Origin of the sequence: Sediminibacterium sp. (assembly GCF_030695065.1) — a bacterium.
GTDB lineage: Bacteria > Bacteroidota > Bacteroidia > Chitinophagales > Chitinophagaceae > Sediminibacterium.
This window is the reverse complement of the sequence record NZ_JAUYTR010000021.1, coordinates 111,367-128,777: the sequence shown is the minus strand read 5'-3', so window position 1 is coordinate 128,777 and position 17,411 is coordinate 111,367. Positions and strand designations below refer to the sequence as shown.

Below are 17,411 nucleotides of genomic sequence, written 5' to 3'. Positions count from 1 at the left end.
TTAAATTATTTTTTTACTTTTTTTTCTAAGACCGTTTTAGCTTGAAGGTCAACCTGCATACTTTGGGCCATTCTACGCATAGCAATGGCCATTTGAGCCTCTACCGTTTTGATTGAAATATTCAATAGCTCTGCAACTTCTTTGTATTTTAATCCATCCTCCTTAATTAGCTTAAAAATTAATCTACATCGGTTTGGAAGGCTATTAATGGCCATTTTTATTTTCAAGACCATTTCTTCTGTAATCATCAATAAATCGGGCCTAAAATAAATACTATTTAATTGAACCTGCCATTCATCCATTGAAAGTCCAGCTCTTCGCTTTTGCTTTTTCAATAAATTCAACGACATATTTCGAACTGTAGCATAAAAGTAGTACAGCGGAGAGTCCAACTGACATAGTTGTTCTTTCCGCTGTATGATTAATACAAATAATTCCGATACAATATCTTCTGCTTCTTCTTCTGACCTAACTATAGAAAAGGAGAATTGCTTTAATTTCCCGTGCAATTGAAAAAATAGTGCACGATATGCCGACTGATCATTGTTATAAGCAATAGCAACTAGTAAATCTCTAATTTCCTCATTTCCCCCTACTGAATTCGAAGAATGCATCTACGTCTTTTTTAAATTGCACTAGTGATGGTTTGTGAATATAGTACATATGACCTGATTCATAAAAATAGAATTGTACATTTTTTCTTTGTTCGGGCCTTAAAAACATATGTTCAATATCATACTTAGCCGTAAAATATGGAGTAGCAAAATCATAATATCCAGCTCCCATATATACTTTTAAATCTGGGTTCTTACTCATTGCATCTCTTAAACTTTCTGCAACATTTAAGAACTGATTTTGAACATTATTGTAATTCCAAGGATACACATCTCCAAAAATATTATACCCATTTTCCTCTTTAAAGTTCAGTTCTCTTTGAAAATAATCATTAATAGTTGCTGTAAAAGGCCCATCAATATTGGCAAAAGATGGATCAAAACTGTTCACTTCCCCTGCATCGTCAATATCTCTACCAGTAAATCTAGCATCTAAACGGCCAATACTTAACCCATCTTTTCTTCTTAGCTCTTTGTAAAATCTACTTTCCTCTACCCTTAAGTTTGCTTGCAAACAATATTCCTTAGACAATCCGGTATAGTAGCTCATTTTCTCGGCTATCGCATTCTTTTCAGATTCTGATAACCAACCACCTTTAATGAGCGCAGACGCGTATGGTCCAATAGCAAAAGCCTCCGCTTCTTTGAGTGTGTTTTGTAAATTAGCTTGTAATGCAGGGGCTAATTTTTTATGATACCAAGCAGCTGCAGTGAAAGACGGAATATATAAAGCCCTTGGCAAATCATTCCCTACATAATAATCATTAGTGCCAAAATTTAGCACAGCAGATATCATGAAAATTCCATTCAGATAAATTCTATGTCTGTCTTGTAAATATTTGGATAACCCAGCAGCTCTTGTTGTACCATAACTTTCTCCAGCTAAGTATTTTGGAGAACCCCATCTTTCATACCTAGATAAAAAATGTCTGATGAATGATGCCATAGATGCTACATCTTCGTTAAACCCATGAAACTGCTTAGGATTCTCACCTGGAGCAGGTCTACTAAAACCTGTTGAAACCGGATCAATAAAAACTAAATCAGTTTTATCTAACCAACTGTATTCATTGCTAATAAAAGAATATGGAGGACCTTCAGAAAACCCTTCGTCGTTAAATTGAACTCTCTTTGGGCCTAATCCTCCCATATGCAACCAAACAGAAGATGAACCTGGACCACCATTAAAAGTGAATGTAATAGGTCGCTTTATGGCATCATCCCCTTCTTTTTTATAGTAAGTAAAGAACATTTTTGCAATTAACTTACCTGTATCATTTTTCAAATGCAGGTAACCTGTGTATGCAGTATAATCCACTTTTTTTCCCGCAATTGTAACACTATTCTTTGTTGTTACTACAGAGACACCCGCAGGTGTAGGTTCAATAACAGGGGCAATCTTTTGCGCTAGTAAAAAAGAAATGGGCGCTAATAAAATAAAAAAGAAAATATACTTTTTCATATAAATATTAATATTGGATTCGAATTCAAGTTAAGTTAAAAAATTTATTGCCGAGCATCCAACACTTCAATATCAAACACCAACACACTATTGGCAGGGATGTCTTTGCTCCTGCTTCTAATTCCATAAGCTTGCCCCGATGGAATGATGACGGTAATAATGCCGCCCACATTAATTTTTGGAACTGCCAACTGCCAGCCTTTGATTAACCGATTCAAAGGAAAAGTAGCAGGCTTCTCTTTGGTTTGATCAAAAATACTTCCATCCGACAGTAACTTGCCCTTGTAGTAAACACTAACCGTATCGGTTACTTTAATTGCTTTCCCGTCCCCTTGTTTAACAATATGGTAGTATACCGAAGACTCATTACCAGTTGTATCAATGGTCCCTTTACCTACTGCGGCCTTAATCGTTTCTATGTCTACCAAAGCCTGCTCTAGAGAATCAGCATTTCTATTTAAATCTACATTGGGTCTTTGACCAGTTGGTTGCCTGAATAAGCTTTGTCCAAATTGAATATTAGCGGGCTTAAATCCACCATGGCTTAAATAAAATTGTTTCCCCTCTACCCCAGCACTATAATCAATTCGATGACCCGCTTTACCGGTTGCATCATAAGAAAATTTACTTGATAGTAATTCTTCCCAACGTCCGTTTGATTTTTGAATCCATTGGTTTCCAAAATATGCTTTGCGTTCTAACTGACCATTTAATCCCCAGAAATTTTCACTAAAGGAATATAGATTTTGCAAATAGTTTCCATCTTTTGGGGCTCGAAAGCTTGCAATCAATTTCCATTTCCCTGTTTCTGGAATAAAAAAGTATCCAGAATAAATAGTACTTGCTTTTGCACTGTCTGTTAATGCAAAAACCATAAACTGGTATTTCTCCCCAGTTTTCCAAGGATATACAAAATGACTGTGTCCACCTGTTCCCTCATTCCCAAAATCATTCGCTACTACATTGTACCCTTTAGCCAATAGTTTTACTTTATTTGAATCGGGCACTTTGTTGCGATCAATTGCTTCATTGCCTGCATCCCAAACCGAAAAAATAACCCTTCTTTCTGTTGGGCTATTTACCTGTATGCCAAAATATCCCCTCTTAAATCCACAAGCCATATAATAGCTGTACAAATGATTTGCATCTTCAGGCACTATGATTTCATTATAAAATGCCATTGCTTTTACAGAATCTGCAATTGGATATTTTAAATGAACCGAAGCGGCATTTCTTCTTTCTACTGGGTTAAAATGCATTCCCTCTGTAGCGGGTCCTTTCAACTCCAATGATTGAATATTAGCAATAGATTTACCCACTTTTTTAATACTAGAAATGGTGATTGAATAAAAACCCGTATCTACTATCATCACTTTTCCTACAGCCGTTTTTTTTTGTGCTGCTCCTGAAATCATTTTAGTTTGAAAGGACTTACCTGCAAGGGAAACTTCAATGGTAGATCCGGTATTTATTTTATTAGACAACAAACTCAATTGAAGCTCACCCGGTTTTTTTATATAAATAAACCAGCTTATTCTCTGTTTAGTATCCACCCAATTTTGCAAACCATTTTTTGCAGAAAACAATTGAATATCTTCTTTTTCAGTAGGCAAAGCATAACCAGTATAAGCAGGAATTAAAACTGTTTGAGCAGTTAGAATAGATATAGAAAAACAAAGACAACACAATAAAAAGAAGCGATTCATAAGCATTAATTATACTTAAACTTAGGAAAATCAAAGCAGACTTTTACAAAAGCAATCCTTCTAAAAAAAGATAGGCAAAACTAAAATAGATGATTAAACCAGTAACATCTACCAATGTAGCTACAAAGGGAGCCGAAGAAACTGCTGGGTCAGCGCCTAACTTCTTTAATAAGATGGGCAACATAGAACCTGTTAATGTGCCCCACAATACTACCCCAATGAGCGAAAATCCAACTGTTGCTCCAATCATTGCCCAATGAGGGCCATAAACATTAGGGATGATGGAATGCCATATTGCAACTCTAAAAAAACCCAACAAACCCAGTACCGATCCTAATAAAACTCCACTGATGATTTCTCTTTTTAATACCCTCCACCAATCTGAAATATAAATTTCTCCAACTGCCATAGCTTGAATAATCAAAGTTGAAGCTTGAGATCCACTATTGCCTCCACTAGATATAATTAAGGGAACAAATAATGCCAATATCAATGCTTTTGCAATTTCGTCTTCAAAATGTCCCATTGCAGTTGCTGTTAGTAACTCTCCAATAAATAAAATGATTAACCAGCCTACTCGTTTTCTAAATAGTTTCAATAAAGGAATATCTAAATAAGGTTCATTCAAGGCTTCGGTACCTCCCATTTTCTGCATGTCTTCACTAAACTCTTCATTAGCTACCCATAACATATCATCAATGGTTACAATTCCTAATAAAATATTGTTTTCGTCTACAACAGGCAATGCCACGCGATTATTCATTTTAAATACTTGACTGGCAATTTCTTGGTCATCATTTACTTGCAAAGAAACTACCCGCCCATCTATTACATCCTCAATCCTTTTTTCTGGCGATGCCAAAATAATATCTCTAATTCTAACATCATCAATTAATAAACCATTCTCATCAATTACGTAAATAACATCAATGGTTTCACTGTTTCTGGCATATTTACGAATGGTATCGAACACTTCAGACATGGTATTGTGTAAGTACACATAAACATAATCTGGCGTCATTAATCTACCCACACTATCTTCTGGATATCCCAATAAGGATAGGGTTATTTTTCTTTCCTCTGGATCTAACAATTTGATTAAATCTCTAATGGCTGCTTTGGGCAATTCTTCTAAAAAGTCAGTTCGGTCATCTGCAGGCAACTCATTCAATAATTCTGCTGTTTTAGCAGAAGGCAATTCTTTTACAATATCTTTTTGCTGGGCAATGTCCAAAATTTTAAATACGCTCGCGGCCCTATGTATAGCCATATTGGCCACTATTCTAGCTTCGTATTCAGGATACTCATTTATTAAATCTGCAACATCACTAATATTTTGATCGTTCAAAAACTCCCTTATTTCAAGGGTATCTTCGTTTTGAATTAACAATTCAAATTGTTCAAATAAATTAGGTTGTTCCAGTTCCAAAGACATAATTACAATTTAATTATTTTCTTGCTGCATCATTAAATATGCTTTTATAAACCCATCAATTTCTCCATCCATTACAGGGGCGATATTACCCACTTCATAATCAGTTCGATGATCTTTTATCATTTTATATGGATGAAATACGTACGACCTAATTTGGCTTCCCCACTCAATTTTTTTCTTCCCTGCATTGGTGGCATCAATGGCTTCTTGTCTTTTTCTTAATTCTTCTTCATATAGTCGACTCTTTAGCATCTTCATTGCCAACTCTCTGTTCTCTCCCTGTGTTCTAGCTTGCTGACATTCAACAATAATACCGCTTGGCAAGTGTTTTAACCGAACAGCGGTTTCTACTTTGTTTACATTCTGTCCGCCACTTCCACCACTTCTATAGAAAGCCCATTCTAAGTCTCCTGGGTTTACATTTATTTCAATACTCTCATCTATTAGTGGATAAACAAAAACAGATGCAAAAGAAGTATGTCTTCTTGCATTGCTGTCGAATGGCGATATGCGCACCAACCGATGCACCCCACTCTCTGCTTTTAAAAACCCATAGGCAAAGTCTCCATCAAATTGTAATGTTGCACTTTTAATACCCGCGCCATCTCCTTCTTGAAAATCAAGTTCAGTAACTTTCCATCCTTGCTTCTCCCCATACATTCGATACATTCTAAGCAACATTTCCGCCCAGTCCTGGCTTTCTGTACCACCCGCTCCCGGATTAATTTGGAGCACTGCAGGTAACTCGTCTTCGGGTTTATTAAGTGTACTTTTAAATTCAGCTTCTTCTATTTGGGAGAGTGCAGAATGAAATGCTTCTTTGGTTTCTTCTTCTGTAGCATCCCCCGCCTTCCAGTAATCAAACAAAAGCACAAAATCTTCCACTGCGTTTTCTAACTGTTTATACAGCTTAAGCCAGTATTCATTTACTTTAATTTCCTTCATAACCGAAGTTGCTCGGGCATTGTCGTCCCAAAAACCAGGTGAAAGGGAAAGCTGTCTATCGGTCTCTACTTTATATAGTCTATTATCAACGTCAAAGAAACCTCCTCAGGACCATTACGCGGTCCCTCATATATTTAACTTGCTCTATTGTCATGCATCAAAAGTACAAAAGATGTTGGAGGAATTGTGTTAGAGTTTCACAAATCGATTTCGAGCAATAATTCTTCCTGCCCCTGTAACCAATTCAAGATTGTAAATACCTTTAGGTAATTGAGCCAATTCTAAATCGTATACAAAATTACCAGTTGTTGTACCAGTTATAATTCGTTTGTTAATCATAACCACCCCATTATTTGATATAACTTTTAAGTACGTACTGCTATTGGTTAAGGGAGTAAAAATGATTTTTGCAGAATTGATGACAGGATTAGGGAAAAAATAAATTTGCTGTTCGGTAGTTAAATCAGCCCTAATATCAATTGTATCTGAAATAGAAGTACAAAGATTGGTATCGGTTACTGCAATATTGTATCTGCCAATGGTAGAATAAAATACAAATAATTTATTAGTGGTATCTGGTATAGAATTCAATTGAGTTCCGTTTCTGTACCATAGAATTTTGCTAATTACTTTTCCAGAATCTGCAGAAGCAATTAATCTGGTTGTGTCTCCTGGTAAAATATTTTGCTTTCCAACAATGGCAAGAGATGCACCAGGTAAAGGTTTGGTATTAACGGTTATTTTTTGTCTAACACTTTCACAACCTGCAAATATATTACTACGAGACACCCAATAAGTTGCAGTACCTACCACGCTGGTTAAAGGAGTAGGTGCTGTGGTTGCACCAATTCCACCATTTGCCCTTGTATACCAAAGCAAACTATCCCCTAAAGCACCCAATGGCCTTGCTGTTTCATTTAGGCAATATTGAATATCAAATACCACGGGCTTAGTTGGAGTATAGCCACTATCTAATCTAAAGTCATCCGACGTTGCCAAACAACCACTAAAACTAGTAGCCAATGCATAATAGACACCTTTTAATTTAGGTTGTATAGAAAAAACAGTATCGGTTGTAGCATATCGTTGAATGCGGAAATTATTCATATCAGCTACAAATAAATTTCCATCCAAATCTATAAAACTACTTCCTGGCAAATCCAATTGATCTGCTGCTGTTCCTTTTTCAATTCCACCAGCAATCACTTTGCCTGAATCTGCACCAACACTCCAACTTTTGATTCGATTGGCCGTACCGCCTTCTGTAATAATCAATTGATTATTGGCATCAAGAAAAACATTTAAAGGAGACACTACCTGATTGGCATTATTGCCCTTACCCTTTCCTCCTGCAACAGTTGTTCCTCTAATATCACCTAATTTCCAACGTTGAATTCGATCATTTTGAGAATCGGCTATATAAATATTTTCTCTTTGATCTACAAAAACACCCAATGGGTTACTTAATTGGTTGGCGCTTGCACCAGCAAAATTACCCCCTGCTACAGTTTTACCAGCAATACTTCCTTTAATCCAAAGTTGAATTCTAGCATTTAATGCATCAGCTATATATACTGATCCGTATGCGTCTACAAATACACTTGTTGGATAAGACAATTGATTGGGCTTAATTCCTCTACCATTACCACCAGCCACAACAGTGCCAGTTGTATCACCTTCTTTCCATACCAATATTCTATCATTATCGGTATCGGCTATGTATAACAATCCATCCGCTGTTACAAAAATGCTTGTTGGATTATTCAACTGACTCAATCTTTTTCCTGCACCTCTACCGCCTGCAACCGTTATTCCTGACTTAGCACCAGGCAGCCATTTTTGTATTCGATGATTCCATTGATCGCATACATAAATATTATTCTTTTCGTCTACAAATACAAAACTTGGCCTTCCAAATTGAGTGGAGTCTGTTCCTCCAACTAGTTTACCAGCAACGGTTTCTGCCGTTTTGCTAAAGCTACTTGCCATATTAACCAAAGTATCATTATTGAGCGTCCATAATACATTCTTCACTCTAGGGCTAGCTGATAATTTCATGGGTTCATTTGATACGCATGTAGTACTAATGATGTTCATCACTGGTTTTTTATACACGGTAATTGTTACATCTGCAGTAGAATTACATCCATTTCCAATGGATGAAACAACAGTATATTTTGTGGTTACTGATGGTTTTGCAATAATAGTATCTCTATTCGTTGCACTTAAACCTGCAGCAGGTGACCACCTATAATTATTTGACCCAGTAACAATCAGATTTGCTTGCCCACCCTCACATATTGCAGTAGTATCATTTTTAATTTTTAAATCAGGAGCAACTACCACAAAGGCATTCCCTGAGCCAGTTACACAACCAGAAAAAGAAGCAGACAGAGCAGTATAAGTACCCGAAATTTTAGTTTGCAATACAGTGTCTGCGCCCGCAGTAATAGTATATTTTTGAATGCGATAATTCCTACTATCTGCTACATACATATTTCCTTCTAAGTCTATACCAACAGCATTAGGTAATTGTAATTGATCTAGTGCAGAACCTGAGCTCCCATTTGCTAAACCAGCAACGGTTGTTCCAACTGTATCATATAAAGCCCAACGATGAATTCTATTATTTCCTCTGTCTGCAATAAACATATTGCTGTTCCCATCTACAAAAATACCTGCAGGAAAATTTAATTGATTGGGCAAAATGCCAGGACCTCGGTTACCAGCTGCCACCGCACCTACCAAACTTGTTTGATCATAAAACATGATGCGATGGTTTTCGGCATCGGCTACAAACAAATTATTTCGCTGATCTACATAAACAGCTTGAGGGTTATTCAATCTAACCCCATCATTACCAGGCAAGCCAGTTCCAGCAACTGTTTTAACTTGCGAACCTGAATTGCTCCATTTTTGAACTCGGTGATTTCCAGCATCAGCTATATAAATATTTCCATAACTATCTACAAAAACACTAGCTGGGAAATTTAATTGGTAAGTGCTATTACCTGCCCCTAACCCGCCAGCTACTGTAGTGCCTATTGAAGCTCCTTTAGCAAAATATTGTATTCGATGATTGTTTTGATCGGCTACATAAATATTACCCGCAACATCCACAAAAACTCCTGTTGGATAATTGAGTTGGTCGTTGGCACTTCCTTCACCTTTTCCACCAACAACAGTAGTTCCCACCAAGTCTCCTGGCTTCCATAATTGTATTCGATGATTTACAGCATCGGCAACATAAACATTCCCCTTAGGGTCTATAAATGCACCCATAGGTAACCCAAATTGACCTGCACCATTTCCAATACCATTCCCTCCGGCAAAAGCAGTTCCAATTTTACTCCATTCTGGGAAAAAACTACCTGCTTTAATTCCATTATTTCTGAAATAATTTAGACTAGCTGGCCGATCGCCCAAAATAGTGGTCGTAATTTTAGTTGCATCAGGAGACAAACAAATAGTGGGTGTTACTACAGGTATAGACCTTAATCCAACATTAATAGTTAATGCCCTATACGAAACGCAACCGCTATCTGTTAATGAATTAATCCCGTAAAAAGTGGTTGAATCTGGCTTAAGCAAATAAGTACTATCGTTTATTTTATTAACCCCTGTATTAGGGAACCAAGTGTAATTGGTACTACCAGTTAATTTTATTTCTGCAACATCCCCAGTACAAATAGCTGTTTTGCCACTTATATTAATATCTGGTTTGGGGTTTACATAAATGATATTAGATTGTTGAACACAACCTGAGAATGAATTAACCCTAGCCATATACACTCCACCCTGATAAGGCCTTAATTCTGTATTGATGGGAACCACCCCATATTGCTGCACCCTGGCATTTTGCTGGTCTAAAACAAATAAATTGCCGGATGCATCAAACGCAATTCCTGTGGGGTAATTGAATTGATTGTTGTCTGAACCACTGCTCCCATTATCACTTCCCGCAATGGTAACCATTCCAACCCCATTATTAAACAATTTTTGAACTCGATTATTCCCTGCTTCAATTACATATACATCCCCAAACGCATCTACCAAAACATCAACAGGCTGAAATAAGTATCCATAACCAGTGCCCTTACCCAATTGTCCCATAACGGTTTTACCAACAGCGCTTCCCAATCGAAACTGTTGAACTCTATTATTGGCAGAATCTGCAACATAAATATTCAAGTTACCATCTACTGCAACCCCCTGAGGGCTATTTAAACGTAAAGAGTCTGAACCCGCACCAAAACCACCCGCAACAGTTAATCCAGAAGCACCACCTTGGGCCCATCTTTGAATGCGATGATTTCCTGCATCTGCTATATAAACGAATCCTTGTGCATCAACATACACATCTCTTGGGTCACTTAACTGATTGGCCCCTGAACCCTTTCCATTACCTCCGGCAACTAAAAAACCATTACTTGATCCAGGAGCAAAGCGAAGTACTCTATTATTGTATTGATCTGTTACAAATAAATTACCAAAGCCATCAATAAATAGTCCTGCGGGTTTATTCAATTGATTGGGCATATTACCTCCACCGTTACCACCAGCTACAGTTACCCCATCTGGGGTATTCTTGTTATAGGCAACTACTCTATTATTAATGGTATCCGAAACATAAATATTTCCGCTGTTGTCAATTGCAATACCATGTGTTCCTGAAACCCTAAGTTTGCCCGCAACATTTCCACTCACTATTGGGGTTGCAACCGTACTTAAGGAAGCTTTTGATTTTTGAATAACAGAATCGTTGAGTATCCACTCTATTTGATAAGGACTTCGGCTAAAGGTTCCAGTGATGGTGCCTTCCCCCGCACATTTAGGACCTGAAATGCTAACAAATACGCATTGCGCAGTTAGCAGCTGTGTTGCTAAAATAAGCAACAAGGCCAATAACCCTTTTACACAATGTATACTTGTCTTAGACATCAACATCATTTCTTATTATGACAAAATAATTGTTCCAATGCTGTTTTGCAGTCATTGATAGGGTGCGGAAAAAAATACCATAAACCTCGTAAGCCGGATTCTGTTTCAACTCCATCATTTATCTAGCCGCAACATTACTGTTGCGATCTTGCTGCCTACCCTGGATTGCGTTCCAATAAATTGGAAACGAGAGCGAGCAACTCTCGAACAATCCTTTACATGGCATTACAGTACCCAAGGTTTACCCACAACAAGTGTTACCACCTGTTACCGTGAGCTCTTACCTCACATTTTCACCTTTTCCATGTTTTAGCATGGTAGTTATTTTCTGTGGCACTCTCTCTTTCCCAATAAATTAGGAAGCCGGCGCTTAACCGGTGGGTTGCTCTATACTGTCCGGACTTTCCTCCCCAATAAATTGGAGCGATGGCTCGGGTTTATAGTACTTACGAAGATACGTATTGACTGAGCAATGTGGTCTATAGCATAGCTGAATTAACAGATAGGCACAAAAAATACCCATTACTTTGTATAAACTATGCGTCAATAAGTGCCGAAAAACTAATATTGAAAGAATACTTGTGTTGCACCATATCCAAAACGGGCATCATATTGATTGTAAAACTGTTTCACCTCCCTTCGAGTTTTGAGTACTTCGTGCACTTCCTCTCTAAGTTTGCCTGTTCCTACGCCATGAATGACTACCAGTTCTGATTGCTTATGTGCAACAGCTAAATCTACCCATTTTTCTAATTCAGCTAACTGTAGTGTCAACATTTCAAAGTTGGTCATATGGGCATGCTCATTGGTTAGTTTTTCAATATGTAAATCAATAACGGATCTTGCAGGTGGTAGGAATTCTTTTACACGTCCAGCATCGTATACTTTGTAACCTTTAGCTCTTAAACTATCTAAAGGCAAAGTATCTAATGCCTTATCAGGATAATCATTAAATAAGGAATAAGAAAAAGTGGGCTCGTTGTTCTCCTTCAGCAATTCAATTTTTTGAAAAACCTGTTTAGGCTTCAATTTCAACTGAACTTCGTAATGTTCCGCTTTTCCTTTTTGTTGATTTAGCAAACTAAAATCTATTGAAAAAGAAGGGGTATCATTAATTGCTTCAAATTTGATATCGTGCAAATAAAAATCATGAAATGGTTGAATATCATTTTTTAGTGAAAAAAATTCTTCCCCATTAAAGTACTGATGATATACAAATTGATACCCCTGATTGGTTTTATTTACCAAATGAATTTTTAGTAACTCTACTACTTCGTCGTTAAAATCATCTAAAGCAAATTTAGGTATAAATGACAACCAGACTCCTTCTGAAACCTTAATTTGATTGGGCTGTGGCTTTTCTTTTGGAACCTGATCTACATATGTTTTGGGTTCAATTTTTTTAGACGGGATATTTTTTTTCTCTGTAAATCGTTTGAAATATGGGAAGTCTATCTGATCCATATAGGCAGGAAACTTCACTCCCCTTACTTCAATCATCACCATCTTGTCGTTGATAATTTCTATTACTTTACCCTCCTCATTGCTGTGCAACACTAAGATATCATCGCCTATTTGGTACTTCATGATTGAGCCAATTTGCTTTTGTTTTTGCCATAAAAGAAATAAATAATTAATCCCAAAGCCATCCAACCAAAAAACCAAAGCCAACTAATTGCAGGAATTTCAATCATTAAGTATAAACAGCATAGGGCTCCTGCAACAGGAATAAAAGAATAAGACCTTATGAAACTATAGAATGCGGTTACTAAAGCAATAACCATGAAAATTAAAAATAATATTTCTTGAGATCCTTCATTGCCTATATTAATGAAAGCATCATTAATTCTATTCCTGAACAAAACGGTAATAAGCAATACAATTGCAGGTATAATATATTTACCATTAATGTAAGGAAGCTTAAACCCTTTTCGTCCTGCACCTTCAGCTATTTTAGGCAATACCAAAACCCCAAAGCAAACCAATACAAAAGCAAATAAAGTTCCAATACTAGTAAGGTCGGTCATGAACCCACTGCTGATAAATAAGGAAGGAATTCCAACTAATAATCCTGTTACAATGGTAGAAAATGATGGAGTTTGGTATTTGGGATGTACTTGTGCAAATTTCTTAGGTAATAATCCATCCCTACTCATGCTCATCCAAATTCGAGGTTGTCCCATTTGAAAAACCAATAATACACTAGTGGTAGCAACAACAGCACTCACAGAAATAAGGTACCCAATTTTATTCATATTCAACTTATCAAAAACATAAGCCAAAGGATCATCCACTTTCAATTCACTGTAATGCACCATACCAGTTAATACCAATGCTACAAGAATATATAATACCGTACAAATTAATAAGGAGTACATCATGCCTTTTGGCAAATCTCTTTGCGGGTCCTTACATTCTTCAGCAGTAGTAGAAATAGCATCAAACCCAATATAGGCATAGAATACCGCTGAAACACCAGCCAAGACTCCGCCAAATCCGTTGGGTAAAAATGGGGTCCAGTTAGTGGTATCAACATAGAAAAAACCTACAATGATGATACCCACAATTACAGCCAATTTAAATATGACCATAATATTGGTACTGCGCTTACTTTCTTTAATTCCAATATAAGCCAACCAAGTAATCAACATAACAATAAAGAATGCTGGTACATTCAAAATAACTTTCCATGAACCAATCATAGGTGCATTCATAATAGCATCATACCCCAATTTTGCGTGCTTGGTCATGGTTTCTGGTGCTTCACCAGCTGCCAAAGCCTTCACGGCTTCTTCATATCCTAATTGGGCATTGCTTGCATTGGTAGACAACCAACCAGGTAAATGAATATGAAAGCCCTCTAATAAATTATTGAAATAGCCGCTCCAACTAATGGCAACTACAATATTTCCAATGGCGTATTCCAAAATTAAAGCCCATCCTATAATCCAGGCAACTACTTCACCAAAAGAAACATATGCATAAGTGTATGCACTTCCTGAAATAGGAATCCTACTTGCAAACTCTGCGTAACAAAGCGCGCTGAAACCACAAGTAATTGCTGTTATTACAAATAAGATGGCAATTCCAGGACCTCCATTATAAGCAGCGGACCCAATGGTAGAAAAAATACCTGCACCAATAACAGCTGCAATCCCCATAAAAGTAAGGTCTTTTACACCCAATACTTTTTTAAGTCCACCTGAATGAGAATCGCTTATACCAGCAGCTGCATCCGCAGTAATTTTATCTAATGATTTCTTTCTAAATAAAGAAGAAGACATGTATGATTATTTTGGTAGGAAGATAAGCAAATTAAACATCTCGTTGAATCAAGAAGCTAGCCAATTCTTTCAGGGGCAGTTTTCGACTAGAAACTACTGCAATATCTTCTAAGTGTTTGAGCGCAGTATTTAAGTAATGTTCTTTTAAAGTATTGGCCCAGGCATCCACCCCACAGGCTTTATAAATAGACAACACTTTTTGTACTTTCTGAGATGATTGGTCTTTCATTAATTGCATTAACTGTTGTTTCTGTTCATCAGGAGCTACTTCAAGTGTGTGTAATAACAAAAACGTTTTTTTGTTTTGGCGAATATCGCCCCCAACTTCTTTTCCAAATTTTTCTGGATTACCAAATGCATCTAGGTAATCATCTTGAATTTGAAAAGCAATCCCTAAATTTTTACCAAACTCATACAAATGCTTACAATTTCCTTCGCTTGCACCACCTATGATTGCACCCATTTCTAAACTGGCAGCTAATAATACCGAAGTTTTTAAAGTGATCATTTGAATATACTGATCTAAAGTAACCATTTCCTTTTGCTCAAAATCCATGTCTAACTGTTGCCCTTCACATACTTCTTTAGCAGTAGTATTAAATATGCGCAAAATTTTTTGCAAGTAAGGACCATTCATCTTATTAATGTATTCATAAGACTTAATCATCATTACATCACCTGCAAGTATAGCAGTGCTGCTGTTGTATTTAGTGTGAATGGTTTCCATGCCACGTCTTAGCGCAGCAGCATCCATAATATCATCATGAATTAAAGTAAAATTATGGAAGAGCTCAATGGCAGTAGCCAACTGAAAAGCATCTTTATCAATTTCATTAAACAATTCATTTCCCATTAAACATAAAATGGGCCTAATTCTTTTACCTCCAATGGTTAAAAAATAATTACAAGGATCATACAATGATGCAGGTTCATTGTCAAAATGGGCCGAAGAAAATTGCTCGCTAAACTGTACAACTAATTCTTTAAATGAATACATGCTACAAACCTAATTATAAAAAAATGGAACTGTTCAGGAGCTTAACATTTTTTTTACTACTTAGGTTGATGATTGGCATGATTTTATAAGGATAAAGTAAAACAAAGACTATGAGAAGAACATTTGCACTATTAGCTGCCCTATTCATTGGCGGAACAACCTATGCTCAAAATAATGGAACCAGCTATCAAACAGCATTGGGAGTAAAAATGTATCCAGGAGCTGTTTCTGTAAAACATTTTATTGCAAAAGGCAAAGCCATTGAAGGGTTGGGATATATTTCTGCTGATGGATTTAGGCTAACTGGATTATATGAGTTGCACTTTCCCATTGAAGGGGCCGAAGGGCTGCAGTGGTATGTAGGTGGAGGTGGACATTTAGGTATATGGAGTGATAGCTGGAAAAATAGGTACCCCACCAGGGCCAATGGATTAGCTATTGGAGTAGATGGAGTATTGGGATTGGACTATAAAATTAAAGGAGCTCCGCTCAACCTCAGTTTTGATTGGCAGCCCTCCTTTAATATTATAGGATACAACTATTTTGAAGGTGGATGGGGAGGATTAGCTATTCGCTATACTTTCTAAAAAAACAATTGAGACAAAACGTTGGCCGGATCATTGGTAGCAGGCTTCAATCCTAGGAACTTATTCATTTGATTTTTGACCAATATTCCGGCCAATTTAGATTTAACTCCTTGAAAAATACCCATTTGACGTTGTGTATATTCTGCTGGACTGGTTTTTTGTTTAGCAATAAATTGTGCTTTTTGGCTCAAATACTCAGTAATAACACTGGCTACTTTGGGCTTTTGAGCGGCAGATAACGCCAACGCAGAAGAAAGCTTTCCCATTATACCACTGGTTAATGAATTTACATCAAATTGAGCAGTGGTTGAAGCCAATTTAGCTTTATCCAATACATTTCCTAGTTGAGCATTCAACTCAGTTGAAACAATAGCCAAAATGGCCAATAGAATGATCCCTTTTTTCATTTTGATTATTTTTGAATAGAAAATAAAGTATCTACAAAAGCTGCTTTATTGAAAATTAATAAATCTTCTACTTTTTCGCCAACACCAATATATTTTACGGGAATACTGAATTGATCGGCAATAGCCAAAACAACCCCGCCTTTAGCTGTACCATCTAATTTTGTAATAGCTAATGCAGTAACATTGGTAGTTGCAGTAAAATGACGTGCTTGTTCAACCGCATTTTGACCGGTAGACCCATCCAATACCAATAATACTTCATGAGGCCCATCGGGAACTACTTTTTGAATTACCCGCTTAATTTTATTTAACTCATCCATTAAATGGGCTTTATTGTGTAAACGCCCTGCAGTATCTATAATAACGATATCTGCATTTTTAGCAACAGCACTGGCCACGGTATCAAAAGCAACAGCACTAGGATCGGACCCCATAGCTTGCTTAACAATAGGCACCCCAACTCGTTCGCTCCAAATGGTTAATTGATCAACAGCAGCAGCTCTAAACGTGTCCGCAGCACCTAATATAACTTCATTTCCAGCCGCTTTAAAGCGGGAAGCCAATTTACCTATGGTTGTTGTTTTACCCACCCCATTAACACCAACAACCAAAATAATATACGGCTTCTTATTTGCAGGAAAGTTGAATCCTTGTAAGGAATCAGCGGGGGCATCTACTAAAACAGATGCAATTTCTTCTTGAAGTATCGTGTTTAATTCACTGGTATTGAGGTATTTATCACTTTTTGCCCTTAATTCAATTTGCTTGATAATTTTCAATGTAGTTTCAACACCTACATCTGCACCAATTAATGCTTCTTCCAAATTATCTAGCACTTCATCGTCAATAGTAGTTTTGCCGGCAATTGCTTTGGTGAGCTTAGACAAGAAACCTTCTTTGGTTTTTTGTAAACCCTGATCAAGGCTTTCCTTCTCTTTTTTACCAAATAATTTATCGAAAAAACCCATTGTACATGTATTTATGGTTTAATACAAAAAAGCCTCCGACTATTATGAAGGAAGCTTTAAGATTA

Annotated in this window: 12 protein-coding genes and 1 other RNA gene; 1 reads left to right on the top strand and 12 read right to left on the bottom strand. The window is 36.9% G+C overall.

Going from position 1 to position 17,411, the window contains the following annotated elements; all coding sequences use genetic code 11:
• Positions 1–5: 5 nt before the first annotated feature.
• The 10 genes from Q8S25_RS10225 to Q8S25_RS10180 form a co-directional block, all read right to left on the bottom strand.
• Positions 6–614 (bottom strand): sigma-70 family RNA polymerase sigma factor, encoded by a 609-nt coding sequence (locus Q8S25_RS10225; protein ID WP_305537380.1) that lies wholly within the window; start codon positions 612–614, stop codon positions 6–8.
• Entirely contained in the window at positions 583–2,076 is a 1,494-nt protein-coding gene (locus Q8S25_RS10220) for a S10 family peptidase (RefSeq protein ID WP_305537378.1), read from the bottom strand. The genes Q8S25_RS10225 and Q8S25_RS10220 overlap by 32 nt, the downstream gene beginning before the upstream one ends.
• Positions 2,077–2,120: 44 nt before the next feature.
• Positions 2,121–3,782 carry a DUF3472 domain-containing protein gene (locus tag Q8S25_RS10215; protein ID WP_305537376.1) on the bottom strand — a complete coding sequence of 554 codons (1,662 nt, stop codon included), beginning with the start codon at positions 3,780–3,782 and terminating at the stop codon, positions 2,121–2,123.
• 43 nt (positions 3,783–3,825) lie between these two features.
• Positions 3,826–5,217, bottom strand: a complete 1,392-nt coding sequence (gene mgtE / locus Q8S25_RS10210) for a magnesium transporter (RefSeq protein WP_305537375.1) — start codon at positions 5,215–5,217, stop codon at positions 3,826–3,828.
• Between the two features lie 9 nt (positions 5,218–5,226).
• A protein-coding gene (gene prfB, locus Q8S25_RS10205) for a peptide chain release factor 2 (protein WP_305537374.1) occupies positions 5,227–6,316 on the bottom strand; the annotation gives its coding sequence in 2 pieces (ribosomal slippage) (positions 5,227–6,255 and positions 6,257–6,316; 1,089 coding nt in all).
• A 35-nt stretch (positions 6,317–6,351) separates the two neighbouring features.
• Positions 6,352–11,103 (bottom strand): hypothetical protein, encoded by a 4,752-nt coding sequence (locus Q8S25_RS10200; RefSeq protein WP_305537372.1) that lies wholly within the window; start codon positions 11,101–11,103, stop codon positions 6,352–6,354.
• Positions 11,104–11,176: 73 nt separating this feature from the next.
• Positions 11,177–11,546, bottom strand: an RNA gene (gene rnpB / locus Q8S25_RS10195) — RNase P RNA component class A.
• Between the two features lie 118 nt (positions 11,547–11,664).
• Complete coding sequence (locus Q8S25_RS10190; RefSeq protein WP_305537370.1) at positions 11,665–12,690, bottom strand: Smr/MutS family protein; 1,026 nt, start codon at positions 12,688–12,690, stop codon at positions 11,665–11,667.
• Entirely contained in the window at positions 12,687–14,387 is a 1,701-nt protein-coding gene (locus tag Q8S25_RS10185) for an amino acid permease (RefSeq protein ID WP_305537368.1), read from the bottom strand. Before Q8S25_RS10185 ends, Q8S25_RS10190 begins: the two co-directional genes overlap by 4 nt.
• A 31-nt stretch (positions 14,388–14,418) precedes the next feature.
• Positions 14,419–15,384 (bottom strand): polyprenyl synthetase family protein, encoded by a 966-nt coding sequence (locus Q8S25_RS10180; RefSeq protein WP_305537366.1) that lies wholly within the window; start codon positions 15,382–15,384, stop codon positions 14,419–14,421.
• Between the two features lie 110 nt (positions 15,385–15,494).
• Between Q8S25_RS10180 and Q8S25_RS10175 the strand changes: the two genes are divergently transcribed.
• Positions 15,495–15,971 carry a hypothetical protein gene (locus Q8S25_RS10175; protein ID WP_305537364.1) on the top strand — a complete coding sequence of 159 codons (477 nt, stop codon included), beginning with the start codon at positions 15,495–15,497 and terminating at the stop codon, positions 15,969–15,971.
• Here the strand turns inward: Q8S25_RS10175 and Q8S25_RS10170 are convergent.
• Both Q8S25_RS10170 and ftsY read right to left on the bottom strand, forming a co-directional pair.
• Positions 15,968–16,378: a hypothetical protein gene (locus tag Q8S25_RS10170; RefSeq protein ID WP_305537362.1), complete on the bottom strand. Its 411-nt coding sequence runs from the start codon at positions 16,376–16,378 to the stop codon at positions 15,968–15,970. The two genes, Q8S25_RS10175 and Q8S25_RS10170, sit on opposite strands and share 4 nt — an antisense overlap.
• 5 nt (positions 16,379–16,383) lie before the next feature.
• A complete protein-coding gene (gene ftsY, locus Q8S25_RS10165; protein ID WP_305537360.1) occupies positions 16,384–17,346 on the bottom strand; it encodes a signal recognition particle-docking protein FtsY in 963 nt (320 codons plus the stop codon).
• Between the last annotated feature and the right edge of the window lie 65 nt (positions 17,347–17,411).

What these genes read in the sequence shown, in the direction of transcription:
- mgtE (WP_305537375.1), bottom strand. Translation starts at nt 5,217, where the DNA reads ATGTCTTTGGAACTGGAACAACCTAATTTATTTGAACAATTTGAATTG.
- Q8S25_RS10220 (WP_305537378.1), bottom strand. Translation starts at nt 2,076, where the DNA reads ATGAAAAAGTATATTTTCTTTTTTATTTTATTAGCGCCCATTTCTTTT.
- ftsY (WP_305537360.1), bottom strand. Translation starts at nt 17,346, where the DNA reads ATGGGTTTTTTCGATAAATTATTTGGTAAAAAAGAGAAGGAAAGCCTT.
- Q8S25_RS10180 (WP_305537366.1), bottom strand. Translation starts at nt 15,384, where the DNA reads ATGTATTCATTTAAAGAATTAGTTGTACAGTTTAGCGAGCAATTTTCT.
- Q8S25_RS10190 (WP_305537370.1), bottom strand. Translation starts at nt 12,690, where the DNA reads ATGAAGTACCAAATAGGCGATGATATCTTAGTGTTGCACAGCAATGAG.
- Q8S25_RS10170 (WP_305537362.1), bottom strand. Translation starts at nt 16,378, where the DNA reads ATGAAAAAAGGGATCATTCTATTGGCCATTTTGGCTATTGTTTCAACT.
- Q8S25_RS10225 (WP_305537380.1), bottom strand. Translation starts at nt 614, where the DNA reads ATGCATTCTTCGAATTCAGTAGGGGGAAATGAGGAAATTAGAGATTTA.
- Q8S25_RS10175 (WP_305537364.1), top strand. Translation starts at nt 15,495, where the DNA reads ATGAGAAGAACATTTGCACTATTAGCTGCCCTATTCATTGGCGGAACA.
- Q8S25_RS10185 (WP_305537368.1), bottom strand. Translation starts at nt 14,387, where the DNA reads ATGTCTTCTTCTTTATTTAGAAAGAAATCATTAGATAAAATTACTGCG.
- Q8S25_RS10200 (WP_305537372.1), bottom strand. Translation starts at nt 11,103, where the DNA reads ATGTCTAAGACAAGTATACATTGTGTAAAAGGGTTATTGGCCTTGTTG.
- Q8S25_RS10215 (WP_305537376.1), bottom strand. Translation starts at nt 3,782, where the DNA reads ATGAATCGCTTCTTTTTATTGTGTTGTCTTTGTTTTTCTATATCTATT.